The following is a 25,925-nucleotide window of genomic DNA, read 5'->3' as shown; positions in this document are numbered from 1 at the left end:
GTCGTTTGGGCCGTCGCGGGCCCGCGACGGCCCAAACGACAGACCTAGCTCACTTTCAGCTTCAGGATACGGTCGTCGCCCTTTTCCGGGCTTCCGCGTCCGTCCGTCTCGCTCGACATCAGCCACAGGCCGCCACTGCCGTCGGCGACGACGGTGCGCAGCCGTCCGTACCTGCCCTCCAGGAACGCCTGCGGGTCGGCCGCCGGTGCCGTGCCCTTCAGCGGGATGCGCCACAGCCGTTCGCCGCGCAGGCCCGCCATCCACACGGATCCCTTGACGACGGCGATGCCGCTGGGCGACGCGTCGGCCGTGCGCCACTGCTCCACCGGTTCGACGAAGCCCGACTTCCCCTCGCGCCCCTCGGCCTCGGGCCAGCCGTAGTTCTTGCCGGGACGGATGAGATTCAGCTCGTCCCACGTGTTCTGGCCGAACTCGCTCGCCCACAGCCGCTTCTCGGCGTCCCAGGCGAGGCCCTGCACGTTCCGGTGGCCGTAGCTGTAGAAGTACGAGTCGGGCTCCGGGTTGCCCTGGCCGGGCGGGTCGCCGTCGGGAGTCATGCGGAGGATCTTGCCGCCCAGTGACTCCTTGTCCTGCGCCAGGCCCCCCTGGCCCGACTCTCCCGTGCCGGCGTAGAGCATCTTGTCGGGCCCGAACGCGATGCGTCCGCCGTTGTGGATCTCGCCCTTCGGGATTCCCTTGAGGACCGTGTCGGGCGCGCCGAGCTGCCGGCCGGCGGGCTTCTCCGGGTCGTAGACCATGCGGACGATGCGGTTGTCGGACGCCGTCGTCAGATACGCGTAGACCATCTTGGCGTTGTCGGGCGGCACGGCGATGCCGAGGAGGCCTCCCTCGCCGCTCGCCTGCACGCCCGGCACCGTGCCGAGTTCGGTCTTCTTGCCGTTGCGCTCGTCGACGCGGAGGATCTTGCCGTCGTCGCGCTGGGAGACCAGCAGCCCGCCGTCCGGGAGCGGCGCCAGGCCCCAGGGCGACTTCAGACGGGTGGTGATGGTGCGCTCCACCTTCACCGAGCCCTTCGCGGGCGCCGCCGACGCCGTGGCGTCCGGCCCGCTCTCCGCGCTGGGCGAGGCGGACCGGGACTTCTCGGGCGAGGGTCCGCCCGAGTCGTCGGAACAGCCCGTGGTCACCAGCGCCAGGACGACGAGCCCCGCCGCGGCGGCTCGCACGGACGGCAGGTAGCGGCTTCGCACGGTCGGTGCCTCCCGGTGTCGGTGTGCTCGGTCACGGTGTGATCGGAGGACTCAGCACACCACATCCGTGAACTCCCTGCCGCGCACAGCGGAACTTCCCGTACGGATGCGAGCACGGGGACGAGGCCGCGGGCCTACTCCCACGACCCCCGTGCGGCGGGCAGCGCGCCCAGTTCGGCCAGGTCGGCGGGTGTGAGCTCCAGGTCCGCCGCCCGGCAGTTCTCCGTCAGGAAGCGTTCCTTCTTTGTGCCCGGCAGCGGGATCACCTGCCGGCCCTGCGCCAGCAGCCACGCGAGGGCCACCTGGGAGGGCGTCGCGCCGTGCCGTTCCGCGATCCGGCGCAGTCCCGCCACGACCGGCTGGTTGGCGGCCATCATCTCGGCGGTGAAGCGCGGGTGCCGGGCACGCACGTCGTCCGCCTCGAAGCCGCCGCCCGGAGTGAGGGTGCCGCTCAGGTAGCCGCTGCCGAGCGGCATGGCGGCCATGAACCCGACCCCGTGCGAGACGCACCACGGCAGCAGCGACTCCAGCGCCTCACGCGACCAGACGGCCAGCTCCGCCTGCACGCCGCTGACGGGGAAGACGCCCTGCACGCGCTCCAGGTGACGGATCGTCGCGGCGTCCACCCCGGCCGCACCGGGGCTCTTCCTGTGGTCCGCCCGCGCGCCGACGGCGCAGAAGCCGAGGGCGCGTACCTTGCCGGCGGCGACCAGTTCGGACATGGCGCCCCACGTCTCCTCGACCGGCACCTCGGGGTCGACGCGGTGCAGTTGGTAGAGGTCGATGAAGTCCGTCTGCAGCCGCCGCAGCGACGCGTCGCAGGCCCGCTTCACGTGCGAGGGGCGGCCGTTGGCGACGATGTGCTGTTCTCCGACCAGCAGCCCGCACTTGGTGGAGACGAACGCGTCGTGGCGGCGTTCCTTGAGGACGCGGCCGATGAGCAGCTCGTTGGTGAACGGCCCGTACATGTCGGCGGTGTCCAGCAGCGTCACGCCGCGGTCCAGCGCGGCGTGCACCGTACGGACGGACTCCTCACCGTTCTGCTCGGAGGTGGAGTACGCCCAGCTCATCGGCATGCAGCCGAGGCCGATCGCACCCACTTCGAGCGCTGCCGCACCGATCGTCCTGCGCTCCACCTGGACCCGACTCCCCTCTGCCGGCCCCCAAACTAACGCCTGCCCGCGGCAGCGTCCGACGAGGGCACGTGCCTCACTCCTCACGGACCTCTTCCGGCGCGGGGCGCGTCAGCAACTAGCCTCTGACCATGGCACCCTCACCGGCACCGCAGGAATCGGGGACACCGTCGGCGGAACGGACCGCCACAGACGTGTGGCTGCCGATTCCCCCCGCGCACATCGAAGGACTCCCGGACGGCCTCACGTACCACTTCTGGGACGGCGACGAGGAGTTCCCCGCAGACCCTGCACGCTGCGGCTTCTACGTGGTCCCTTACATGAAGGGGCAGGCCGTGGCCGTGCGCCCGCTGCGGGAGATGCCACGGCTGCGGGTGGTGCAGACGCTCACGGCGGGGATAGACCACGTCGCCGACGCCGTGCCGGACCTTCCCGCCGGAACCCTGCTGTGCAACGCCCGCGGCGTGCACGACGCCTCCACCGCCGAACTGGCGCTCACGCTCACGCTGGCGGCGCTGCGCCGGCTGCCCACCTTCGTACGGGCGCAGGACGCAGAGGAGTGGAGCCCCGGGGTCTACGACGCGCTGGCCGACAAGTCCGTGCTCATCGTGGGCCACGGAGCGATCGGTTCGGCCGTGGAGGAGCGGCTCGTGCCCTTCGAGGTCGAGGAGGTGACTCGCGTCGCCCGTACGGCGCGTGAGTCGCCGCGGGGTCCCGTGCACGCGCTCGACAGCCTTCCCCGGCTCCTGCCGCACGCCGACGTGGTGATCCTGTGCACGCCGCTGACGGAGGAGACCCGGGGCCTTGCGGGGGCAGGATTCCTCTCCCGGATGAAGGACGGCGCTCTGCTCGTCAACGTCGCACGCGGTGGAGTCGTGGACACCAAGTCCCTCCTGGCGGAGGTGGAGTCGGGCCGGCTGCGCGCGGCGCTCGACGTGACCGACCCGGAGCCGCTGCCCGCCGGACACCCGCTCTGGCACGCCCCGGGTGTGCTGATCACGCCCCACGTCGGCGGGCCGACGACTGCCTTCCTGCCGCGCGCGAAGCGGCTGTTGCGCAATCAGCTGGGCCGGTGGGCGCGGGGCGAGCCGCTGGAGCACACGGTGGCCGTGGCCGAGTGATCCGGGGCGCCCGGGAGTTGTCCGGAGGGCGCCGCAACCGCCGGGAAAATACGCTCCGGAGGCGTACGAACGCTCCCAGTGGCCGCAACGTCGCTGGTCGTCACGTTCTGTATCGGGACTATGTCCCTCTGTGACTGTTCTGGTGTATCGTCCAAGAGGGGGGCGAACCCGGACACGAGGGGGGCGACGGGCGAATGCGCGGCCAATGGACGAACTGCCGGTGGACGAAGCGTCATACACCACGGACACGATGCCGTCGGCCGGTCCCGCAGCGAGGCCGGAGCGCGGGCGTACCCGCGTGCGTGTGCCGCGTCCGCGCGGCCCGGCGGTACGAGAAGCCTCCGTTCCCCGAGGGGACACGATGACGGCCGGGGGCGCCGCCACGCGCCAGAGCCTCGTGCGGGCCCCGGCCGGTGCGCCGGCGTTCGCTCCGCCGTCCGCGCCGGCCGCCGCCCCGGACAGCGGTGAACTGCCCGGCGGAAGCCGGCCGGGAGCAGCGGCCTCCCCGCCCGGCGCGGCGCCGCCGCGCGGGTCCGGCACCCCGGTGCGCGGGCGGGTCCTGAGCGTGCTGCCCCAGTGCCTGCTCGTCGTCCTCTGCGGGGGGTACGCGGTGGGGGCCGCCTTCGGCTGGGGGTCCGAGCAGTTCTCGCTGTTCATGGGCGACTTCGGGCTGAGCGCCGCCGGGCTGCTCGCCGCCGCCTCGTGCATCCGCTACGCGCGCACGCACCGGGGCACCCAACTGGGCCCCGCGTGGTTCCTGTTCGGCCTGTCGTCGCTGATGGCGGCCGCGGGCAACGCCGTCTGGGGATGGTACGAGGTGGTGCTGCACCAGCCGGTGCCCCGCCCCTCGGCCGCCGACTTCTGCTTCGTGCTCTTCGCTCCGTTCGCCATCATCGGCCTGCTCGTGCTGGCCAAGAGGCCCGTCACACGCGCCGGTTGGGTCTGCCTGGGGCTCGACTCGTGGCTGATCGGCGGTTCGCTGCTGACGATCTCCTGGTCGCTCGCGCTCGTGCACACGACGTACTGGGAGGGCGACTCGGTGGCGCGTGCCGCGCTCGGCCTCGCCTACCCGCTGCTCGACATCGTGCTGGTGAGCATGGTGCTGGCGCTGCACTTCAGGCGTTCCGCGGCGCACCGTTCGGCCATCAACACCGCCATCGGGGCCCTGGCCCTGACCGTGCTGTGCGATGCGCTGTTCACCTCGCCGATGCTGCGCGAGCACTACACGTCGGGGCAGTTGCTGGACGCCGGCTGGTTCGCGGGTGCGCTGCTCCTCGCCTATGCGCCGTGGGTCAAGGGCGAGCGGGAGTCCGCCCGGCGCGGCCCGGCGCCCAAGGCCGTCCCCGTCCCCGTGCCCGCCGTGCCCGGAGCCGCAGCTGCGGCCGCGGAGCGCGAGGCCGCTCCGTACGACGACAGCCCGAGCCGTCCGATCGCGGGCTCGCTGACGGCGCTCACGCCGTATCTGGCGGCGGCCGTGTGCACGCTGGGGATTCTCTACAACGCCGTCGCGGGGCGCGAGATCGACCGCGTGGTGCTCTTCACCGCCTGCACCGTCGTGCTCTCCCTGGTGGTGCGGCAGGGAATCATGCTGCTGGACAACATCAGCCTCACCCAGGAACTGGCCCAGAAGGAGAACCACTTCCGCTCGCTGGTCCAGGGGTCCAGCGACGTCATCATGATCGCTTCGCCCACCGGGATGCTGCGCTACGTCTCACCCGCGGCGGCGGGTGTCTACGGCCGGGACGGCGACGCCCTCATCGGTTCCGAGCTGGCGGCGCTGATCCACCCCGAGGACCTCGCGCGGGTACTGCACGAGCTTCGGCGCTTCCTGGCGACGCCGCCCGAGCAGGAGCCCTCGACGCGGATCGAGTGCCGCTTCCGGCACGGGCGCGGGCACTGGCTCAACGTCGAGTCGACGGTCAACCGCTACCGCAGCGGCCTCATCTTCAACAGCCGCGACGTGACCGAACGGGTCCGTCTCCAGGCGCAGTTGCAGCACAACGCCTCCCACGACCCGCTCACCGACCTGCCCAACCGGGCGCTGTTCACCGAGCGCGTGCGCAAGGCGCTGGTCGGCCGCCGCGGCGGCGACAGCGAACACGCGGTGCTCTTCATCGACCTGGACGGCTTCAAGGCGGTCAACGACAGCATCGGGCACCAGGGCGGGGACGAACTGCTCGTCGCGGCCGCCCGCAGGCTCCAGGAATCGGTCAGGGCGGGCGACACGGCGGCCCGTCTCGGCGGTGACGAGTTCGCGGTGCTCATCCTCGGTGACGGCAACCCCAGCACGCACGCCGACGCCGAACGCGAGCTGCGCATCCACGAGATCGCCGACCGGCTCCGGATGACCCTCTCCGAGCCGTACACCGTGGAGGGCCGTGAGGTGCGCGTCGCCGCGTCGATCGGCATCGCTTTCGCGCAGCCCGGTATCTCCCCGACCACGCTGATGCGCAACGCGGACCTCGCGATGTACCGCGCCAAGCAGGCGGGCAAGGCGAGGGTCGAGCTGTACACGCCGCGGGCGGAGGACGAGGCGGCGGGCACGCAGGGGACGGCCGGTCCGGGCGCCACCGGCCGCGCGTCCGCCGCCGCGCGCGAGGACCGGGAGGACCGGGGCGCCGGCGAGGCGCAGACGACGCCGGTCCCGGCCGCGGGGCCGCAGTCCGGCAGCGGGATCACGCTGCTGCACCAGCCCGTCGTCGAACTGGCCGGGGGCAGCATCACGGCGGTCACCGCGCACCCACGCAGACGGTCCGCACAGGGTGTTCTGTTCACGCCGGCCGAGTTCCTCCGAGCGGGGAGCGGTGACGCAGGGGGAGGAGCGGGCGACGCCGGCGGCGGCCGCGGGCCGGGCGAGGCGGTCCCGTCCGGCGGCGCGGCCGAGACGGGACGCACCCTGCTGGAAGCAGCCGTACAGCAGGCAGTGGCGCGCCACGTCGCGGGATTCCCGGTCCCCGTCTCCGTACGGCTGCCCGCGGTATGCCTCACGGAGCCGGGACGGGGCGGTCTAACGGTCGAGGCGGTGCTGAGCCGGCAGGAGCTGCCGCCGGGTTCGCTGATCCTGGAGATGACGGATGCCGACGCCCGCTCTCCCCTGGACGAGCTGGAGGCGAGGCTCAGCGCACTGCACCGGCTCGGCGCGCTCGTCGCCCTGGACGGATTCGGCAGCGGACCGCTCGCCGTCTCGGCGCTGCGGCGGCTGCCGGTGGACATCGTGAGGCTCGAACGCGGTCTCGTCGAGGGGGTCGTGGACTCCACGAGACAGCGCAAGATCACGAAGGGGCTGCTGCGCATCGCGGGGGACCTCGGCCTGATGTCGGTCGCCGAGGGCGTCGATCTTCCGGAACAGGCGGCCAGACTCCGGGAGTTGGGCTGCACCCACGGCCAGGGTGCGGTCTTCGCCGGGCCGCTCGACGAACACCGGTTACGCCACGTCCTCTCCCGGGGCGTGCTGCCCGTGCCGGAGGACCGCACGCCCGCGCGAGGCGTCCCCGCGTGCGGGCGGCCCCAGAGTCCGCCGGGGGCGGGTGCGGCGGGCGGCAGGGGCGGGCACACCGCTCCGGGCCGGGGCGGCAGCCGTTCGGTCGTGGTCGCCGGAGCCCTGCCCGTACGGTTGCAGGAGCGGCGCGAGAACATGCCTCCGTGGCTGGCCTCGGGGGACATGCAAGAAGCTGTGGAACCGGTCACACGGCCGCCCGCGCCGTGCCCGCATGCTGAGACGCGTGTCCCACCCACTTGACACGGAAAGTGTGCCGGGGGAGGGTCTGTGCCATGCGCACCCGAATTCTCGTACTTGGAAAGCGCGTCGACTGACCGGGTCCTCGTTCCGGACCTGCGACCACAGCGACGCGCTCCCCTCGCCTGCCTCACGGCACGAGGGGTTTTTTGTTGCATCAGCGCCGGAGCACAAGCTCCGCCACCGAGCATCAACCGCACAAAACGAGCGTCAACCCTCACTCTCGAGAAGAGATCAGCGATGACCGAGCAGTCCACCGCGGCTCCCAAACCCCAGCCGCGGGCCCGCACCGTCGGACAGCAGAAGGCCGCGCCGGCCGCGATGACGGGAGCCCAGTCCCTCATCCGTGCTCTCGAGGAGGTCGGCGCCGACACCGTATTCGGCATCCCGGGCGGGGCGATCCTTCCCGCGTACGACCCGATGATGGACTCCGCCCGCGTCAAGCACGTTCTGGTGCGGCACGAGCAGGGCGCGGGCCACGCGGCCACCGGGTACGCGCAGGCGACCGGCAAGGTCGGAGTCTGCATGGCGACCTCCGGCCCCGGCGCCACCAACCTGGTCACTCCCCTCGCCGACGCGCACATGGACTCCGTGCCGCTGGTCGCCATCACCGGGCAGGTCGCCTCGGGTGCGATCGGGACCGACGCGTTCCAGGAAGCGGACATCTGCGGGATCTCGATGCCCGTCACCAAGCACAACTTCCTGGTCACGAACCCGGACGACATCCCGCGCACCATCGCCGAGGCCTTCCACATCGCCTCGACCGGCCGGCCCGGCCCCGTCGTCGTCGACATCGCGAAGGACGCCCTGCAGGGCCGCACGTTCTTCAACTGGCCGCCCACCTGCGAACTGCCCGGCTACCGCCCGGTGACCAAGCCGCACGCGAAGCAGATCCGCGAGGCCGCGAAGCTGATCGCGGAGGCCCGGCGGCCGGTGCTGTATGTGGGCGGCGGTGTGATGAAGTCCAAGGCGACAGCGGAGCTGAAGGTCCTAGCCGAGCTGACGAAGGCCCCGGTGACCACGACGCTGATGGCCCTGGGCTCCTTCCCCGACAGCCACCCGCAGCACCTCGGAATGCCCGGCATGCACGGCAGCGTGGCGGCCGTCACATCCCTGCAGAAGGCGGACCTGATCGTCGCGCTGGGCGCGCGCTTCGACGACCGGGTCACCGGCAAGCTCGACTCCTTCGCGCCGCTGGCGAAGATCGTGCACGCCGACATCGACCCCGCCGAGATCGGCAAGAACCGAGCCGCCGACGTGCCGATCGTGGGTGACGCCCGCGAGGTCATCGCCGACCTTGTGGTGGCGGTGCAGGCCGAGCTGGGCGAGGCGGCCGCCGGCAGCGCCGCCGCCGACGGATACGCGGACTGGTGGAAGCAGCTGGACCGCTGGCGGGAGACGTACCCGCTCGGGTACGACCTGCCCGACGACGGCAGCCTCTCCCCGCAGCAGGTCATCGAGCGCATCGGCGAACTGGCCCCGGACGACACCGTCTACGCGGCGGGCGTCGGCCAGCACCAGATGTGGGCCGCCCACTACATCGGCTACGAACGGCCCGCGACGTGGCTCAACTCCGGCGGCCTGGGCACGATGGGCTACGCCGTTCCGGCCGCCCTGGGTGCGAAGGTCGGAAGGCCGCAGAGCACGGTCTGGGCGATCGACGGCGACGGCTGCTTCCAGATGACCAACCAGGAGCTGGCCACGGCCGCACTGAACGGCGTGCCGATCAAGGTCGCGATCATCAACAACGGTGCGCTGGGCATGGTGCGCCAGTGGCAGACGCTCTTCTACAACCAGCGCTACTCGAACACGAAGCTGCACACGGGTTCCGGCGCCGAGGAGGTGCAGCAGCCCAACAAGGGCACTCGCTGCCCAGACTTCGTCAAGCTGGCCGAGGCCATGGGCTGCGTCGGCATCCGCTGCGAGGACCCCGACGAGCTGGACTCGGTGATCGAGAAGGCCAACGCGATCAACGACCGTCCGGTCGTCGTCGACTTCATCGTCCACGAGGACGCGATGGTCTGGCCGATGGTGGCCGCCGGCACCTCCAACGACGAGGTCATGGCGGCGCGGGGAGTCCGCCCGGACTTCGGCGACAGCGACGAGTGAGCACGGAAGCCCAAGGACTCAAGGACGCACGAGATAGGAACGACAGATGTCCAAGCACACGCTCTCCGTCCTGGTGGAGAACACCCCAGGCATCCTCGCCAGGATCGCCTCGCTGTTCTCCCGCCGCGGCTTCAACATCGACTCGCTCGCCGTCGGCGTGACCGAGCATCCCGAGATCTCCCGCATCACGATCGTCGTGAACGTGGAGGACCTGCCGCTGGAGCAGGTCACCAAGCAGCTCAACAAACTCGTCAACGTTCTCAAGATCGTTGAGCTGGACCCGGCCTCGGCCGTCCAGCGTGAACTCGTTCTGGTGAAGGTCCGCGCAGACAACGAGGCCCGTTCCCAGATCATCGAGATCGTCTCGCTCTTCCGCGCCAAGACCGTGGATGTCTCGCCGGAGGCCGTCACCATCGAAGCCACCGGCAGCAGTGACAAGCTCGACGCCATGCTCAAGATGCTGGAGCCGTACGGCATCAAGGAGCTGGTGCAGTCAGGGACCATCGCCGTCGGGCGCGGCGCCCGCTCCATCACAGACCGGAGCCTGCGCGCCCTGGACCGGTCCGCCTGAGGCGTGTGCCCGCCCGCGGGCGGGCCCTCCCCAGGGGACACCTCCCGGGCCGCCAGGTCCAGGTGGACTGCTTCCCGGGGCACCCCCCCGGGCACCGGCCGGTGACCCCTCGCAGTGCGGACCGCCCGGCCGTCGTAGGTTGGGCGGCGTACCCCTCAAGAAAATCCTTCAGAACCACCCCGGGGGCTCCCCCGGACCCCGAAAGAGGAGAATTCCCAAGTGGCCGAGCTGTTCTACGACGACGACGCCGACCTGTCCATCATCCAGGGCCGCAAGGTGGCGGTTCTCGGCTTCGGCAGCCAGGGCCATGCCCACGCGCTGTCCCTGCGCGACTCCGGGGTCGACGTGCGGGTGGGCCTGCACGAGGGCTCCAAGTCCCGCGCGAAGGCCGAGGAGCAGGGCCTGAAGGTGACCACGCCGTCGGAGGCCTCCGCCGAGGCCGACGTCATCATGATCCTGGTCCCGGACCCGATCCAGGCCAAGGTCTACGAGGAGTCCGTCGCCCCGAACCTCAAGGACGGCGACGCCATCTTCTTCGGTCACGGACTCAACATCCGCTACGACTTCATCAAGCCCCCGTCGAACATCGACGTGTGCATGGTCGCGCCGAAGGGTCCGGGCCACCTGGTACGCCGCCAGTTCGAGGAGGGCCGCGGCGTTCCGTGCATCGTCGCCGTCGAACAGGATGCGACGGGGCGGGGGTTCGACCTCGCGCTCTCCTACGCCAAGGGCATCGGCGGCACCCGCGCCGGCGTCATCAAGACGACCTTCACCGAGGAGACCGAGACGGACCTCTTCGGTGAGCAGGCCGTGCTCTGCGGCGGTACGTCGGCGCTGGTCAAGGCGGGCTTCGAGACGCTGGTCGAGGCCGGTTACCAGCCGGAGATCGCCTACTTCGAGTGCCTCCACGAGCTGAAGCTGATCGTGGACCTCATGTACGAGGGCGGCCTGGAGAAGATGCGCTGGTCCATCTCGGAGACCGCTGAATGGGGCGACTACGTCAGCGGCCCGCGCATCATCAACGACGGGGTCAAGGCCGAGATGCGCAAGCTGCTCGACGACATCCAGGACGGCACCTTCGCCAACAACTGGATGAAGGAGTACAACGCCGGCCTGCCCAAGTACAACGAGTACAAGAAGGCGGCGAACGACCACCTCCTGGAGAGCACGGGCCGCAAGCTGCGCGGGCTGATGAGCTGGGTCGACGAGCAGGCCTGACCCCTCCGGCCGGTCAGCCGACGCACCTGACGCCCTGTCTGCCCGCCGCCCGGCGGGCAGACAGGGCGTACTCGTGGAGGTGGTCGGTCCCGCAGCCGGCCGAGCGCGAGGGGAACCGTAACCACGCCGACGCGGCCGTGACGGTGATCCGTTGTGCGTCCGTCCGCCCCGCCTCACTGCCTCCCTTCAACACCACGTCTCTGCAACGACATGGGCCACCTCCCGCCGGAGCTCCGCGGTACGGGCCGGCCGCGAGAGGCCGACGTCTGAGGTGAGGCGGCCCGGCGTGCTCTCACTGGCCGGGGGCCGGTACCCCGCTGATGAGCTCCACCAGCGCGGCCGGCGCCCTGTCCGGGGAGCCGGCGTCGTACGGCGGCTGCGGGTCGTACTCGATCATCAGCTGTACGGCCTGCGCGTGCTCGTCGCCGGCGATCCTGCCCGCGAGCGTGAGCCCCATGTCGATGCCGGCGGACACTCCGGCGGCGGTGACGTACTTGCCGTCGAACACCACGCGTTCACGCGACGGCTCGGCCCCGAATTCCCGCAGCCGCTCCAGCGTCGTCCAGTGGGACGTGGCCCGCCGGCCGTCCAGCAGTCCCGCAGCCGCGAGCAGCAGAGAGCCGGTGCACACGGAGACCGTCCATGCCGAGGTCGCGTCGACCGCGCGCAGCCAGCCGAGCACCGTCTCGTTGCCCACGTCCGGATCGGGGCCGCCGGGGACGATCACGATGTCCGGCCGGGTGACTTCGGACAGGGACTTCGCGGCCACCAGCGAAAGGCTCCGGTTGTCGTCCAGGACGGGGCCTGCCTGCTCGGCGACGAAGACGGTCTCGGCGTCCGGCAGCGGGCCGAGCGTCTGGTAGGGGCCGACGGCGTCGAGGACGGTGCAGTTGTCGTAGAGGAGAATCGCGATCTGCATGGCTTCCCTTTCGAAAGAGGGGTTCGTCGGTCGGAGTCCGGGGCGGCCGGAAGGGTGTGAGACCCGGAACGCCGGAACGAGGCGTGGGACAGGGCCCGTTCGGGCTTCGGTCAGTCGGTCAGTCGGTCAGGCTTCGTCGGGGGCGAGTTGCTCGCGGCGTGCGCCGCCGGACGGGGGCCGGAAGCGGCGCCGGTATTCGGCGGGCGCCGACCCGAGCACCCTCACGAAGGCCCGTCGCAGCGCCTCCGGGGTGCCGTATCCGCAGGCGCGGGATATCTCCGCGACGCTGTCGTTGCTCTCCTCCAGCAGCCTGCGGGCCTGTTCCAGGCGCACGCGGTCGACGTAGCGGCCGGGCGTCACGCCGGTCTCGGCGAGGAACGCACGGGCGAAGTGCCGCGGCGAGAGCCGGGCCCGTTCGGCGAGCGACGCGACGGAGAGATCACCGTCCGTGTGCTCGCTGATCCACTGCTGGACGTCGCGCAACGGCTCGCGCTGTGCGGTCTGGGCGGAGAGCTGGGCGCTGAACTGCGCCTGGTTTCCCGGACGGTGGAGGAAGACCACCAGATGGCGCGCGACGTCGAGTGCGACGTCGCGGCCCAGATCCTCCTCGACGAGGGAGAGCGCGAGGTCGATGCCCGCCGTCACGCCGGCGGAGGTCGAGACGTGCCCGTCGCGGATGTAGATGGGACCGGGGTCGACGTCGGTGTCCGGGTGGCGGCGGGCGAGGGTGTGGCTGTACGCCCAGTGGGTCGTCGCCCGGCGGCCGCGCAGCAGCCCTGCCTCGGCGAGCAGCATCGCGCCGGTGCAGACGGAGACGAGGCGCCGGGCGGAGGGCCCGTGCGCGCGCAGCCAGTCGATCAGGAGGGAGTCGGGGGCGCGAGTGCCCTGACCGCCCGGCACCAGAAGCGTCTCCGGTGCCGGGGCGTCGGCGAGTGCGAGGTCCGGGACGAGCGTGAGGCCGCTGGAGGTGCGGACCGGTCCACCGCCGGGCGAGGCGGTGCGCAGGCGGTACGCGCCCGGGTCGCCGGCGGACAGGCAGGCGCCGGCGAACACCTCGACGGGGCCGGTGACATCGAGGCTCTGCACGCCGTCGAAGACGACGACCAGCACGTCTCCGCCGCTTCTTCGGGGTCTCCCGGACATGACCCCGATTCTTCAAGGTGCCGTCGATGTCAGCAATGACGAAGATCCCACCTTTCCTGCCATTACTGCCGTGCGCCTGTGGCATGCCCGTCCGCCGTGGCTGTGCCCGCGGTTCGGACGGCCGTGCCTGGGGAGCATGCCTGGGGTGAGGCGGCCTCGGCGCCTTCCCCCGGACCATGGCGGGGCCGGGGACACCCCTACGACGTCCTGCGGGAGAACTCATGACAATCGCCGGCCGGGCCGCTCCGTCCTCGCAGCCGCCGGACGACCGACTCGACGCGCTGGTGGCCGGGTTGAGCCTCGAAGAGCGCGTGCGGGTGCTCACCGGCGAAACCCAATGGATGCTCTTTCCGCTTCCGTCCGCGGGGTTGCGGGCGCTGACCGTCTCGGACGGGCCGATCGGCGTGCGCGGCCGCGGACTTGCGCCCACGACGTCGGCGCAGATGCCCGCGCCCTCGGCCCTCGCGGCCACGTGGGACGAGTCGCTGGCAGGGGAGTTGGGCGCACTGATGGCCGGGGAGGCGCGCGCCAAGAGCGCGGACGTCGTCCTCGCGCCGGTGGTCAACCTCCAGCGAACACCCCTGGCGGGGCGGCACTTCGAATGCTTCTCGGAGGACCCGCTGCTCAGCGGGCGCATCGCTGTCCCGTACGTTGCCGCGCTCCAGCGGGAGGGAGTGGGCGCGTGCGTCAAGCACTTCGTCGCCAACGACTCCGAGACCGAACGCACAAGCTATGTCTCGCGGTTGAGCGACCGCGCGCTGCGCGAGGTGTATCTCGCGCCCTTCGAGCGGGTCGTGAAGGACGCCGGCGTGTGGATGGTCATGGCCGCCTACAACGGGCTCGCATGGGGTTCCGAGGAGGCGCCGGCCACCGAGCACCGCAGGCTGCTGCGTGAACTGCTCAAGGAAGAATGGGAGTTCGACGGAGTCGTGGTCAGCGACTGGCTGGCGACGAAGAGCACGGTCGCCTCCGCCCGCAACGGACTCGACCTGGTGATGCCCGGCCCCGGCGGCCCCTGGGCCGACGGACTGCTCGACGCCGTGCGCGCGGGTGAGGTTCCCGAGGAGGACATCGACGACAAGGTGCGCCGCATCCTGCGCCTCGCGGCCCGCGTGGGCGCCCTCTCCGATCCCCAGTCCGATTCCCTGCCCGGTCCCTCGTCCGGTTCCCTGCCCGATCCCCTGTCCGGTTCCTCGTCCGCTCCGCTGCCGGCGCCCGGCGTCCGGGCCCCGGCGGGCCAGGACCCGGTCGGCCCGGCCCCGGACCCCGGCGGCCCGGCCCCGCAGGAGCTGCCCTCGGGGCATCAGCTCGCGACCGCCTCTCTGCTGCGCCGGAACGCGGCCCGCGCCACCGTCGTCCTGCGCAACGAGGACGAGCTGCTTCCCCTTCCGCGGGACACCTCCCGCATAGCGCTGATAGGGGCCAACGCCCTCGAACCGTTCGTCCAGGGCGGCGGCAGCGCACACGTCACCCCGCCGTACGTGAGCGCCCCGCTGGACGCGCTGCGCGCGGCGTTCCCGTCAGCCGTGGTCACCGGCCACCGCGGCGGCCGGACGCTGCGCCACCTGCCGCTCGTGGACACGGACGTCCTGGAGGGCGGCGCGGTCGAGCTGAGCGTGCTCGACGCCGACGGGCGCCTGCTGACGGCCCTGACCCGTACCGCACCCTGGGACGGCGCCCTGCGCGGGCTCCCCGAGGGCGCGGTGTCCGTACGGGCCGAAGCGCGCCTGCGGCTCGACGAGCCCGGCGAGCACCTCCTGGAGATCGCCCCCGTCGGTGCGCACCGCATCGAGATCGACGGGGAATGGCTCAGCGAGAGCACCCACAGGGTCGCGGAGGAGGTCCTCCTCGACGCCTCCGCCGGGCACCCGGAGGGTCACCTCCGCGGCGTCACCGTGAGCGGCGAGGCCGTGGAGGTGACGGTCTCGGCGACGGTGCAGGTCGTCGAGGTCGACGGGTTCGGCCGCTTCGCGCGGCTGGAGCTGCGCCATCTGCCGCCGGAGCCCGGCACGGACGCGGAGATCGCTGAGGCCGTGCGGGCGGCCCGCGAGGCGGACACGGCTGTCGTGGTCGTCGGCACCAACCCCGAGTCGGAGTCGGAGGGATGGGACCGTACCGGCCTCGGACTGCCGGGCCGCCAGCACGAGTTGGTGCGCCGCGTCGCCGAGGCCAGTCCCCGCACGGTGGTCGTCGTCAACGCGGGTGCCCCCGTGCTGCTGCCCTGGCTGGACGAGGTTCCGGCGGTGCTGTGGTGGTGGCTTCCCGGACAGGAGGCGGGCGGTTCCCTCGCCGATGTGCTGACGGGGGCGTGCGAACCGTCCGGGCGGTTGCCCTGGACGCTTCCCGCCGACGCCCGCGACGTCCCCGTCCCGGACGGCGTCCCCAGCGCCGGAGTGATCGACTACAGCGAGGACCTCGACGTCGGCCACCGCGGCTGGGACCGTCTCGGGCGCCGGCCCGCCCGCGACTTCGGCTACGGCCTGGGCTACTCGGCCTGGACCTACGGTGAGCCGTCCGCCGAGCCGTGGGGGGAAGGGCAGCCGGTGGAGGTGACCGTGCCCGTCCGCAACAGCGGCCGGCGGCCCTCCCGTGAGGTCGTGCAGCTCTATCTGGAGCCCCCGCGTGGGGAGGGCTGTCCGCACCGGCCGCTGCGTTCGCTCGCCGGCTTCGCCGTCGTCGGCGCGGCGCCCGGTGAGACCGTGCGGGCCACCGTCGCCGTCGAGCCGCGCGCCTTCCAGGTGTGGGACGAGGAGAAGCACTCCTGGCACACCCCCGCGGGCGAGTACCGTCTGCTGACGGCGCACTCCAGCCGTGACGTGCGCGGCGAGGCCGTCGTGTACGCGGGTACGGACGTCGCCGCCGGGGGGTGAGGGCACCGCCGGAGGTACCGGTCCGTGGTTGATCGTTTACGGGGAGGGGCAGCCCGCACCGCGCCCGCATAGCTACACTGCACGGGCAAGCCGAGCGCGTCACAGGCTCACAGCGTCGTGCGTCTGCCCTGCGCCGCCGCCCCGCGGGGACGACCCCCCTCCACCGATACGGTCGCCGGGATGCGGCCGTAGTTCCCCGCCGCTGCCCGCAGCGAGGATGATCCTCCCCCTGGGCCTTCGGCCCGGGAGGTGCCCCGATACTGGAGATCACGTGAGCAAACCCGTAGTACTGATCGCCGAAGAGCTCTCGCCCGCCACCGTCGACGCACTGGGCCCGGACTTCGAGATCCGGCAGTGCAACGGCGCCGACCGGGACGAACTCCTCACCGCCATCGCCGACGTGGACGCGATCCTCGTCCGCTCCGCGACGAAGGTCGACGCCGAGGCGGTGGCCGCCGCACGCAAACTCAGGGTCGTCGCCCGGGCCGGGGTCGGTCTGGACAACGTCGACGTTCCGGCCGCCACGAAGGCCGGCGTGATGGTGGTGAACGCTCCCACCTCCAACATCGTCACCGCCGCCGAACTCGCCTGCGGTCTGCTGATCGCCAGCGCCCGCAACATTCCGCAGGCCAACACCGCGCTCAAGAACGGTGAATGGAAGCGCAGCAAGTACACCGGCGTGGAGCTGAGCGAGAAGACCCTCGGTGTCGTCGGACTCGGCCGCATCGGTGTGCTGGTGGCGCAGCGGATGTCGGCGTTCGGGATGAAGGTCGTCGCCTACGACCCGTTCGTGCAGCCCGCGCGGGCCGCGCAGATGGGCGTCAAGCTGCTCTCCCTGGACGAGCTGCTGGAGACCTCGGACTTCATCACCGTCCACCTGCCCAAGACGCCCGAGACGCTGGGCCTGATCGGCGACGACGCGCTGCACAAGGTCAAGCCGGGCGTGCGCGTCGTCAACGCCGCCCGCGGCGGGATCGTCGACGAGGCGGCTCTGGCCTCCGCCCTCAAGGAGGGCCGGGTCGCCGGCGCGGGGCTGGACGTCTACGCCAGCGAGCCGTGCACGGACTCGCCGCTCTTCGAGTTCGACCAGGTCGTGTGCACGCCGCACCTGGGCGCCTCCACCGGCGAGGCGCAGGAGAAGGCGGGCATCGCCGTCGCCAAGTCGGTGCGGCTGGCGCTGGCCGGTGAGCTCGTCCCGGACGCCGTCAACGTCCAGGGCGGCGTCATCGCCGAGGACGTGCGGCCCGCGCTGCCGCTCGCCGAGAGCCTGGGCCGGATCTTCACCGCGCTCGCCGGAGAGGTCGCGGTGCGGCTGGACGTGGAGGTGTACGGCGAGATCACCCAGCACGACGTGAAGGTGCTCGAACTCTCCGCGCTCAAGGGCGTCTTCGAGGACGTCGTCGACGAGACAGTCAGCTACGTCAACGCGCCGCTGTTCGCTCAGGAGCGCGGCGTCGAGGTGCGGCTGACCACGTCGAGCGAGTCCGCGGACCACCGCAACATGGTGACGGTGCGCGGCACCCTCAGCAGCGGCGAGGAGGTCTCGGTCTCCGGCACGCTGACCGGGCCGAAGCACCTGCAGAAGATCGTCGCCGTCGGCGAGCACGACGTGGACCTGCCGCTGGCCGAGCACCTGGCCTTCTTCCGGTACACCGACCGCCCCGGCATGGTCGGCACCGTGGGCCGGATCCTCGGCGAGGCGGGCATCAACATCGCCGGCATGCAGGTGGGCCGTGCCACGGCCGGCGGCGAGGCGCTGGTGGCGCTGACCGTCGACGACAACATCCCGGCTCCCGTGCTCGCCGAGATCAAGGGCGAGATCGGCGCGACGTCGGCGCGCAGCGTCGACCTCTCCGACTGACGGGAAGCGGGACAGTACATCCGGCGTGCGCCCGGGCCGTGCGAACACGGCCCGGGCGCACGCCTGTTCGCAGAGGCGCGGGGCGGCACGCACGTGAGAGCTGAAAGGCAGGGCACAGGACATGACTGGGGGTACACCCGGGCCCGCAGGGCCGAGTGGGGAGGGTACGCGCGGGCCCGCCAGGGCCGAGGGGGAGGACCGGACCTCTCCGCCGCTCACCGGGGGAGAGCGCGAGACCCTGCGGGCCTTCCTCGACTTCCACCGCGAGACCCTCGCCATGAAGTGCGAGGGCCTGAGCGACGAGCAGCTGCGGCTGGCGTCCTCGCCGCCGTCCACGCTCTCGCTGCTCGGCCTGGTGCGGCACATGGCAGAGGTCGAACGCGCCTGGTTCCGCCGCGCGATCAACGGCGAGGACATTCCGCTGGTCTGGTCCGACGCCGGCGACTTCCAGACGGCGTACGACGCGAGCCGCTCCACCCGGGCCGAGGCGTTCGGCGCATGGCAGGCGGAGGTCGGGCACGCGCGCCGCATCGAGCGGGAGGCGGCGTCCCTGGACGTCACCGGCCACCAGGCCCGGACCGGTGAAGTGGTGTCCCTGCGGCTGGTGATGCTGCACCTCATCCACGAGTACGCACGCCACAACGGCCACGCCGACTTCCTCCGCGAGGCCATCGACGGCACCACCGGCGCCTGAACGGCCTCAGCCGCAGCGGGTCTCAGCTGCGGCCGGGGCCGGGGCGCGTCTCAGCTGCGGGCAGGCGTCCACACGTAGGGCGTCATGGTCGTCACGGCCCGGAATCCCAGGCGGCGCAGGATCGGCAGACTGTCGTCCGAGGCATCGACCTGCAGATGCGGCACGCGGCGGGCCGCGGCGAGCCGGGCGCGCTCGGCGACCAGGGCCCGGTAGAGACCACGGCCACGCCACTCCGGCAGTGTCGTGCCGCCGCGCAGCCCGGCGAAGCCGCGTCCCGCCTGGAAGATCATCCATCCCGCGGAGACGACCTGCCCGCCGGCCCTGCCCGCTTCGGCCACCAGGACCACCGCGCCGTCGGGTGCCGCCGCGGCCCGCTCCGTCAGGAAGCGCGCAAGCCAGCTCAGGTCCATGTCCCAGACGGCGGCTTCCATTGCCGCGATCCGTCGCATGTCCCCGGCCTCGGTGACGCGGCGGATCACCACCCCGTCCGGTTCCGGGACGCCGGCGGCCAACTCCGCGCTCGCGCCGACCAGTACGGTCTTGGAGTCGCCCGCGACGAAGCCTGCCGCCCGCAGCCGTTCGGACAGATCCGGCGGCTGGTCGTGGGCGTGGACGCGCCACTCGGCCGTCTCCTCCCGCGCGGCGAAACGGTCGCGCTGCCGCGCGATAAGGCGGTCCAGGGCGGCGCCGCGCAGACCGGTGTCGCGGGGGCCGAAGACGAAGGCCCGGAAGCCGCCGACGGCACGCACGAGCGGCCCGTCCTGTTCGTACGTCACGCCGGGAGCAGGCTGGGCGGGCGCTCCGCGCATCAACTCGTCGTATAGGGCCAGGAGTTGCCCGTCCGGGGCGTCCCCGGCCCGGTCCCGGCCGCTTCGGCCGCCGTCCCCGTCCGTCACTCCGCAGACGCTACGCACTCGGCACGGCCTCGGCAGGCGGAGCGGAAAACCGCCCGGCGAAACGGAACGCGTGGCGGCTGCACCGCCGGGCGTTTCCTGCGGTTGTGCGGTGCCGTGGCCGTGCTTTTTCGAGCGATGCGCCGATGACCGCTATCGGCGGTACGGGAGGTTCACGGCCCGCCGGAGGGTCCGGCCGACGCCGGACCGTGTGTGATCCACGCCACCGCTTTGCCTTTTCGTTACAACATCGGCGGTTGACGAGTGGTGACCCCTGGGTCAAACATGTACTCACTTCCAGCAGATTGAATCGTTTCAATAGGCTCCCGGCCCATGCCGCGGCGCATCTCTTCACGATCCAGAACCCCGGGCGGTGTCACGTCCACACCGGTCGGCGCAGCCCGCACTCCACGGAGGTCGACGCACATGAGGTTCGGAATCACGCCCCGCCGTTCACCGGCTCTCGCCACACTGGTGGCGCTCTCGCTCAGCCTGACCGCATGCAGTTCGGGCAGCCTCGGTTCGAGCGGCGACAAGGACGAACTGACGCTTGACTTCCTGGTCCCGACCGGCCCGGACAGCCTCCCTGTGGGCGAGCAGCTCGCGAAGGACTTCTCCGCCTCCCATCCGGACATCAAGGTGAACGTGGAGACGCGGCCGGGCGGCGGCGAGGGCGACAACGTGGTCAAGACGCGGCTGGCCACCGGCGAGATGGCCGACGTCTTCCTGTACAACACCGGCTCGCTCTTCCAGGCGATCGACCCGGAGAAGAACCTCGTCCCGATGGCCGGCGAGGACTGGGTCGGCAAGCTCGACGACTTGTTCGTCCCCACCGCCTCCGTCGACGACAAGGTGTACGGCGCGCCCGCCGGCTCGAACATGGGCGGCGGCGTGCTCTACAACCGCAAGGTCTACGCCGACCTCGACCTCGAGGTGCCCAAGACCTGGGACGAGTTCATGGAGAACAACGCCAAGATCAAGGACGCCGGCATCGCCCCGGTCATCCAGACCTACCAGGAGACCTGGACCTCGCAGCTGTTCGTTCTGGGCGACTACCACAACGTCGCCGCAGCCGAGCCGGACTTCGCCAAGGAATACACCGCCAACGACGTCAAGTTCGCCACCTCGCCCGCCGCGCGGCGGGGCTTCGAACGCCTCCAGGAGGTCCATGACGCCGGCTACCTCAACAAGGGCTTCGGCTCGGCCACCTACGAGCAGGGCCTGCGCATGATCGGCAAGGGGGAGGGCGCCCACTACCCGATGCTCACCAACTCGATCACCCCCGTGATCGAAGCCGTTCCCGAGGCCAAGGACGACATGGGCTTCTTCGCCCTCCCCGGCGAGGACGCCGCGAAGAACGGACTGACCGCCTGGAGTCCGGCCGCGGCGTACATACCGAAGTCGACCGAGGGAGAGAAGCTGACGGCGGCCAAGAAGTTCCTCGCCTTCATCGCCGGCCCTGAGGGCTGCAAGTCCATCACCGAGGCGCAGCCTCCCTCGGGGCCCTATTCGGTGAAGGGCTGCAAGCTGCCCGCGGACGCTCCGCAGGCGGTCAAGGACACACAGCGCTACTTCGAGGACGACGCCGTGACTCCCGCTCTGGAGTTCCTCTCCCCGGTCAAGGGCCCGGCCCTGGAGCAGATCTGCATCGAGGTCGGCTCGGGCATCCGGCCCGCCAAGAAGGGCGCACAGCTCTACGACAAGGACGTGGCGAAGCAGGCCAAGCAACTCGGCCTCAAGGGCTGGTGACGGGAATCACCATGACCACCACGCTCGAGGCCCCCCAGAAGAGGCGGGCAGGGAAGCAGCGCCCTCGAACGTCGCGAGGTGACACCCGGGCAGGGAGCACGGCCCTCAAGAGCGCCTACCCGTTCGGGTTCTACCTCCCCGCAGGGGTCGTCTACGCGACGCTGTTCCTGGTGCCGACCCTCGCCGCGTTCTTCTTCAGCCTCACCCGCTGGACCCTCTTCGAGTACGAGTTCATCGGCCTGGCCAACTTCGAGCAGTTCGTCAGCGAGGCGGCGCTGGTGAAGGGCCTGACCAACACCCTCATCTACGCCGTCGTCACCTCGGGCATGAAGGTCGTCCTCGGCCTGCTGCTCGCAGTGCTGCTCACCGGCCCGATCGTCGGGCGCGGCTTCCTGCGCTCGCTGGTCTTCTTCCCCGTGCTGGTGAGCACCATCGGCGTCGGCATCACCTTCACCGTGCTGATGCACCCCTCCGAAGGCCTGATCAACAGCTCCCTCAGGGCGCTCGGCGTGGACGGCCCGGCCTGGCTGACCGACCCGGCCTGGGCACTCCTGTCGGTGGCCTTCGTCGACGTCTGGAAGGGCGTCGGACTGGCCACCGTCATCTATATCGCGGGGGTCGTCTCCATTCCTCGCGAGTACTACGAGGCGGCGGAGGTGGACGGAGCCGGGCCGCTCGCCCGGTTCCGGAACATCACACTGCCGCTGGCACGCCCGGCGACGGTCACCGTCGTCATCCTCTCCCTCATCGGAGGGCTGCGCACCTTCGACCTGATCTGGACGATGACCGGCGGCGGCCCCGGATTCACCTCCGACGTCATCGCCTCGGTCATCTACAAGCAGTACCAGGCCGGCTTCTACGGCCTGTCCACAGCGGGCAACGTCGTGCTCTTCCTCCTGGTGTCCGCAATCGTGGTCCCGCTCTTCTGGTTCCTCAACCGCAAGGAGGGGGAGCTGTGAGCGAGAGCACGAAGACGGTGCGGGCCGTACTCCCCGGCACCCGCCCACGGTCAAGGGCCCGCCGCCCCAACTACACACTCAGCGCGCTGACAACTCTCGCCTTCCTCGTCGTCTTCGTCATTCCCTTCGCCTTCATCGCCCTGACCGCGTTCAAGGGCGAACAGGAGGCGGCCCGACTGGAGTTCTCGCTGCCCGGCGACTGGCAGATCGTCGAGAACTTCCAGGCCGTCCTCGAGACGGGCGACTACATCCTGATCATCGCGTTCATCAACAGCGTGATCCTCACGGTCGCCAGCGTCACCTTGATGGTCGTCCTCGGCGCGATGGTGGCGTTCATCCTGCAGCGCCGCACCAGCCGGACGACCGGGCCGATCAGCTTCCTGGTGCTGTCCGGGCTCATCATTCCCCCGGCCGTCGTCCCCACGATCTGGGTGCTGCAGGAACTCGGCCTCTTCAAGACCCTCTTCGGCCTGATCCTCGTCGAGGTCGCCTTCCACCTTCCCTTCTGTGTCCTGCTCTTCCGGGCTTTCATCGCCACCGTCCCGCGCGACCTCGACGAGTCGGCCGTGATCGACGGCGCCGGCCCGGTCCGCCTCTTCTTCCGCGTGATCTTCCCCCTGCTGCGGCCGGTCACGGTCACGGTGATCGTCGTCCAGTCGGTCAACGTCTTCAACGACTTCGTCAACCCGCTCTACTTCCTGCCCGGCGAGGAGAACGCCACCGTCCAGCAGACCCTGTTCAACTTCCAGAGTCAGTTCGAGAGCCAGTACAACCTCCTGTTCATGGACATCCTGCTGATCACGATTCCACCGCTGATCATGTTCCTCTTCTTCAACCGGCAGATAGTCGCCGGAATGACCTCCGGCGCGATCAAGGGCTGAGGAGGCCCATCACTCATGCCCCACACCGCTGTCAGCCCCGTCCGCTTCGAACACCTCGACGGCTCCCCGCTCGGGATCGGGACCGCGACCCCACGCCTGTCATGGCAAGTCACCACCGACGACCCGGACTGGCGCCAGACCTCCTGCGAACTCGACTGCGACGGCACGGTCGTCCGGGTCGACAGTGCCGAACAACTCCTGGTGCCCTGGCCTTTCACGCCACTCGCTTCCCGCGCCCGCCGCACGGTCCGTGTCAGGGTCGCCTCCGGGGAAGGGTGGACGGACTGGAGCGAGCCCGCCACGGTCGAAGCCGGCCTGCTGGCGACGGAGGACTGGAACGCACGGTTCATCAGCCCGGCCACCCTCGGCCGCATCGGCGATCCGGCACCGCTCCTCAGCCGCACGCTGACACTGCGCTCCGGCGTGGGCATCGCCTCGGCGCGCCTGTACGCCACCGCGCACGGCGTCTACGCCGCGACCCTCAACGGGACGAGGGTCGGCGACGAGGTCCTGGCGCCGGGCTGGACCAGCTACGCCAACCGCCTGCGCTACGCCACGCACGACGTCACGGAGTTGCTCCGTGCGGGAGACAACGAGCTGTCGGTGCTGCTCGGCAACGGCTGGTACCGGGGCCGCCTGGCCTGGGGCGAACCGGGCCGCGCCCTGTACGGCGACCGGCTCGCACTGCTGGCGCAGCTCGAAGTGACCTACTCCGACGGCTCGACGGAGACCGTCGTCACCGACGAACAGTGGTCCGCGCGCAACAGCAGCGTCCTCGCCGACGACATCTACGACGGGCAGCGCACCGACCTGCGTCCCGTCACCACGGCGGCCGCCCAGGACACCGTCGAGGTCGTCGAGGCCGGCCTCGGCAGGCTGGTCGCGGCCGAAGGACCACCGGTGCGGGCCACCGAGACCGTGCCCGCCGTGAAGGTGTGGACCTCTCCCTCGGGCCGGACGCTCATCGATTTCGGCCAGAACCTCGTCGGCTGGGTCCGCCTCACCACCCGGCCTCCCCGCGACGCGACCGAGGTCATCGTTCGCCACGCCGAGGTCCTCGACGAGCACGGCGAGCTCGGCGTACGCCCGCTGCGCACCGCCGAGGCCACCGACACCTACCTCCTGCCCACCGCCGGCGCCGCGAGCGGGAACGACGGGGCGGACGAGGCGCTGGTGCTGGAACCGAGCCTGACCTTCCACGGCTTCCGCTACGCAGAGGTCACCGGACTCCGGGGGCTCGCCCCGGCCGACGCGGAGGCCGTCGTCGTCGGCACGGACCTGCGCCGTACCGGCTGGTTCTCCTGCTCCGACTCCGACGTCGACCAATTCCACCAGAACGTCGTCTGGGGCATGCGCGGCAACTTCCTCGACGTCCCCACCGACTGTCCCCAGCGCGACGAACGCCTCGGCTGGACCGGAGACATCCAGGTCTTCTCACCGACCGCCGCCTTCCTCTTCGACACCGCCGGATTCCTCTCCTCCTGGCTCGCCGACCTCGACGCCGACCAGCACTCAGACGGCGCCGTGCCGTTCGTCGTCCCCGACGTCCTGCGCGACGAGAGCCCGACCGCCGCAGCCTGGGGGGACGCCGCAACCGTCGTGCCGAGGGTGCTCCACCAGCGCTATGCCGACACCGGGGTTCTGCGCCGCCAGTTCGACTCCATGTGTGCATGGACCGACGCCGTCGCAGCCCGCACCACCGACGGCGTCGTGGCGGGGGGCTTCCAGTTCGGCGACTGGCTCGACCCCGACGCACCTCCCGACAACCCCTTTGCCGCCAAGGCGGACCCTGACGTCGTCGCCACCGCGTGCCTGGCCCGCTCGTCCGGAATCACCGCCGAGGCCGCCCGCCTCATCGGCCGCGACGCCGACGCCGAACGCTATGCCACGCTCGCCGAACGCACCCGGGACGCCTTCATACGCCACTACGTCACCAGCGCGGGCAGGGTGCTCTCCGACGCCCCCACCGTCTACGCCATGGCCATCGCCTGGGACCTGCTGCCCACCGCTGCGCAGCGCGCGGGCGCCGCCGAGCGGCTGGCGGATCTGGTCCGCAGCAGCGGGTTCCGCATCGCGACCGGCTTCGTCGGCACCCCCCTGATCACCGACGCCCTCACCGCAACGGGACACCCCGACCTCGCCTACCGCCTCCTGCTGGAACGCGGCTGCCCCTCCTGGCTCTACCCGGTCACCATGGGCGCGACCACCGTCTGGGAACGCTGGGACTCCATGCTCCCCGACGGCACGATCAACCCCGGCCAGATGACTTCGTTCAACCACTACGCCCTGGGAGCCGTCGCCGACTGGCTCCACCGCACACTGGCCGGCCTGGCACCCGCCGCCCCCGGCTACCGGCACATCACCATCCGGCCCGTCCCCTACCCGGCGTTCACCCACGCCGAGGCGCGGCACCTCACTCCGTACGGAGAGGCGAGTGCAGCCTGGCGCCGTGACGGTGACCGACTCACCGTCGAGGCCGTCGTACCACCGGGCACCACAGCGACCGTCCACCTCCCCGGTGCCGACCCCGCCCAGGACCCCCTCGAGGTGCGGCACGGCCGCCACTCCTGGACCGTGCCCGTCCCCACCGGCCGAGAGGCGGAGATCGCCACCGTCCGCGACCTCATCGACTCCCCGGAACTGTGGAACGACGCCGTCACGCTGTTTACCGACCACGGCCTCGGCGCCGGCCCCGCGGACATCGCGCGGCGCGCCGCACGCCACTTGAGCATTCACCCGCTGGATCTGCCGCTCCACCTGGGGGGCAAGAGCGCGGGCAGCCGGGAGGCGGCCCGCCGGGCACTGGCCGAACTGCTCGGGCCTCGGGCGCGGAGCAGGTGATCACACTGGATATAACGTT

General features: G+C 71.2%; 17 protein-coding genes. 12 read left to right on the top strand and 5 right to left on the bottom strand.

Translation table 11 applies throughout. The annotated features are described in order from the left end of the window. Positions 1-44 precede the first annotated feature (44 nt). Both H180DRAFT_RS14265 and H180DRAFT_RS14260 read right to left on the bottom strand, forming a co-directional pair. On the bottom strand, positions 45-1,208 hold the full coding sequence (locus H180DRAFT_RS14265; protein ID WP_079100102.1) for a PQQ-dependent sugar dehydrogenase: 1,164 nt from the start codon (positions 1,206-1,208) through the stop codon (positions 45-47). A 134-nt stretch (positions 1,209-1,342) separates the two neighbouring features. Beyond that, complete coding sequence (locus tag H180DRAFT_RS14260; RefSeq protein ID WP_055486415.1) at positions 1,343-2,344, bottom strand: aldo/keto reductase; 1,002 nt, start codon at positions 2,342-2,344, stop codon at positions 1,343-1,345. A gap of 128 nt (positions 2,345-2,472) precedes the next feature. Here H180DRAFT_RS14260 and H180DRAFT_RS14255 point away from each other — a divergent pair, with 128 nt between their 5' ends. From H180DRAFT_RS14255 to ilvC, 5 genes are all read left to right on the top strand, one after another. Further along, complete coding sequence (locus H180DRAFT_RS14255) at positions 2,473-3,462, top strand: 2-hydroxyacid dehydrogenase (RefSeq protein ID WP_107097654.1); 990 nt, start codon at positions 2,473-2,475, stop codon at positions 3,460-3,462. A gap of 361 nt (positions 3,463-3,823) precedes the next feature. Next, positions 3,824-7,201 carry a putative bifunctional diguanylate cyclase/phosphodiesterase gene (locus H180DRAFT_RS28615; protein WP_254666025.1) on the top strand — a complete coding sequence of 1,126 codons (3,378 nt, stop codon included), beginning with the start codon at positions 3,824-3,826 and terminating at the stop codon, positions 7,199-7,201. A 237-nt stretch (positions 7,202-7,438) separates the two neighbouring features. Then, positions 7,439-9,307, top strand: coding sequence for an acetolactate synthase large subunit (locus H180DRAFT_RS14240; protein WP_055486412.1), 1,869 nt, complete (start codon positions 7,439-7,441; stop codon positions 9,305-9,307). 46 nt (positions 9,308-9,353) lie between these two features. After that, on the top strand, positions 9,354-9,878 hold the full coding sequence (gene ilvN / locus H180DRAFT_RS14235; protein WP_028435325.1) for an acetolactate synthase small subunit: 525 nt from the start codon (positions 9,354-9,356) through the stop codon (positions 9,876-9,878). A 219-nt stretch (positions 9,879-10,097) separates the two neighbouring features. Then, positions 10,098-11,096: a ketol-acid reductoisomerase gene (ilvC, locus tag H180DRAFT_RS14230; protein ID WP_055486411.1), complete on the top strand. Its 999-nt coding sequence runs from the start codon at positions 10,098-10,100 to the stop codon at positions 11,094-11,096. 292 nt (positions 11,097-11,388) lie between these two features. Here ilvC and H180DRAFT_RS14220 read toward each other — a convergent pair whose 3' ends face one another. Together H180DRAFT_RS14220 and H180DRAFT_RS14215 are read right to left on the bottom strand one after the other, a co-directional pair. Next, complete coding sequence (locus H180DRAFT_RS14220; RefSeq protein WP_055486409.1) at positions 11,389-12,015, bottom strand: DJ-1/PfpI family protein; 627 nt, start codon at positions 12,013-12,015, stop codon at positions 11,389-11,391. Positions 12,016-12,141: 126 nt separating this feature from the next. Next, entirely contained in the window at positions 12,142-13,158 is a 1,017-nt protein-coding gene (locus H180DRAFT_RS14215) for a GlxA family transcriptional regulator (RefSeq protein WP_055486408.1), read from the bottom strand. 221 nt (positions 13,159-13,379) lie between these two features. On the opposite strand from H180DRAFT_RS14215, the gene H180DRAFT_RS14210 reads away from it, so the two are divergent. The 3 genes from H180DRAFT_RS14210 (at position 13,380) to H180DRAFT_RS14200 (ending at position 18,583) form a co-directional block, all read left to right on the top strand. Beyond that, the gene (locus tag H180DRAFT_RS14210; RefSeq protein ID WP_055486407.1) at positions 13,380-16,028 is read left to right on the top strand and encodes a beta-glucosidase family protein; all 2,649 of its coding nucleotides are present in this window, start codon (positions 13,380-13,382) and stop codon (positions 16,026-16,028) included. Between the two features lie 271 nt (positions 16,029-16,299). Further along, on the top strand, positions 16,300-17,889 hold the full coding sequence (serA, locus tag H180DRAFT_RS14205) for a phosphoglycerate dehydrogenase (RefSeq protein WP_254666024.1): 1,590 nt from the start codon (positions 16,300-16,302) through the stop codon (positions 17,887-17,889). Between the two features lie 121 nt (positions 17,890-18,010). After that, entirely contained in the window at positions 18,011-18,583 is a 573-nt protein-coding gene (locus H180DRAFT_RS14200) for a DinB family protein (protein ID WP_079100100.1), read from the top strand. Positions 18,584-18,633: 50 nt separating this feature from the next. Here H180DRAFT_RS14200 and H180DRAFT_RS14195 read toward each other — a convergent pair whose 3' ends face one another. Then, complete coding sequence (locus H180DRAFT_RS14195; RefSeq protein WP_055486405.1) at positions 18,634-19,392, bottom strand: GNAT family N-acetyltransferase; 759 nt, start codon at positions 19,390-19,392, stop codon at positions 18,634-18,636. A 510-nt stretch (positions 19,393-19,902) separates the two neighbouring features. Here H180DRAFT_RS14195 and H180DRAFT_RS14190 point away from each other — a divergent pair. Genes H180DRAFT_RS14190 through H180DRAFT_RS14175 form a run of 4 tightly spaced genes read left to right on the top strand, consistent with a single transcriptional unit; the run spans position 19,903 to position 25,906 of the window. Beyond that, a complete protein-coding gene (locus H180DRAFT_RS14190) occupies positions 19,903-21,225 on the top strand; it encodes an ABC transporter substrate-binding protein (RefSeq protein WP_055486404.1) in 1,323 nt (440 codons plus the stop codon). A gap of 11 nt (positions 21,226-21,236) precedes the next feature. Next, positions 21,237-22,184: a carbohydrate ABC transporter permease gene (locus tag H180DRAFT_RS14185; protein ID WP_055486403.1), complete on the top strand. Its 948-nt coding sequence runs from the start codon at positions 21,237-21,239 to the stop codon at positions 22,182-22,184. After that, positions 22,181-23,065 carry a carbohydrate ABC transporter permease gene (locus tag H180DRAFT_RS14180; RefSeq protein WP_254666023.1) on the top strand — a complete coding sequence of 295 codons (885 nt, stop codon included), beginning with the start codon at positions 22,181-22,183 and terminating at the stop codon, positions 23,063-23,065. Before H180DRAFT_RS14185 ends, H180DRAFT_RS14180 begins: the two co-directional genes overlap by 4 nt. Before the next feature lie 15 nt (positions 23,066-23,080). Further along, positions 23,081-25,906 (top strand): family 78 glycoside hydrolase catalytic domain, encoded by a 2,826-nt coding sequence (locus tag H180DRAFT_RS14175; protein ID WP_055486402.1) that lies wholly within the window; start codon positions 23,081-23,083, stop codon positions 25,904-25,906. Positions 25,907-25,925: the final 19 nt, after the last annotated feature.

It is taken from the genome of Streptomyces sp. WMMB 322 (genome assembly GCF_900090145.1).
Classification (GTDB): domain Bacteria; phylum Actinomycetota; class Actinomycetes; order Streptomycetales; family Streptomycetaceae; genus Streptomyces.
The sequence above is the reverse complement of the archived record's forward strand: the minus strand, read 5'-3'. Positions and strand labels throughout refer to the sequence as shown.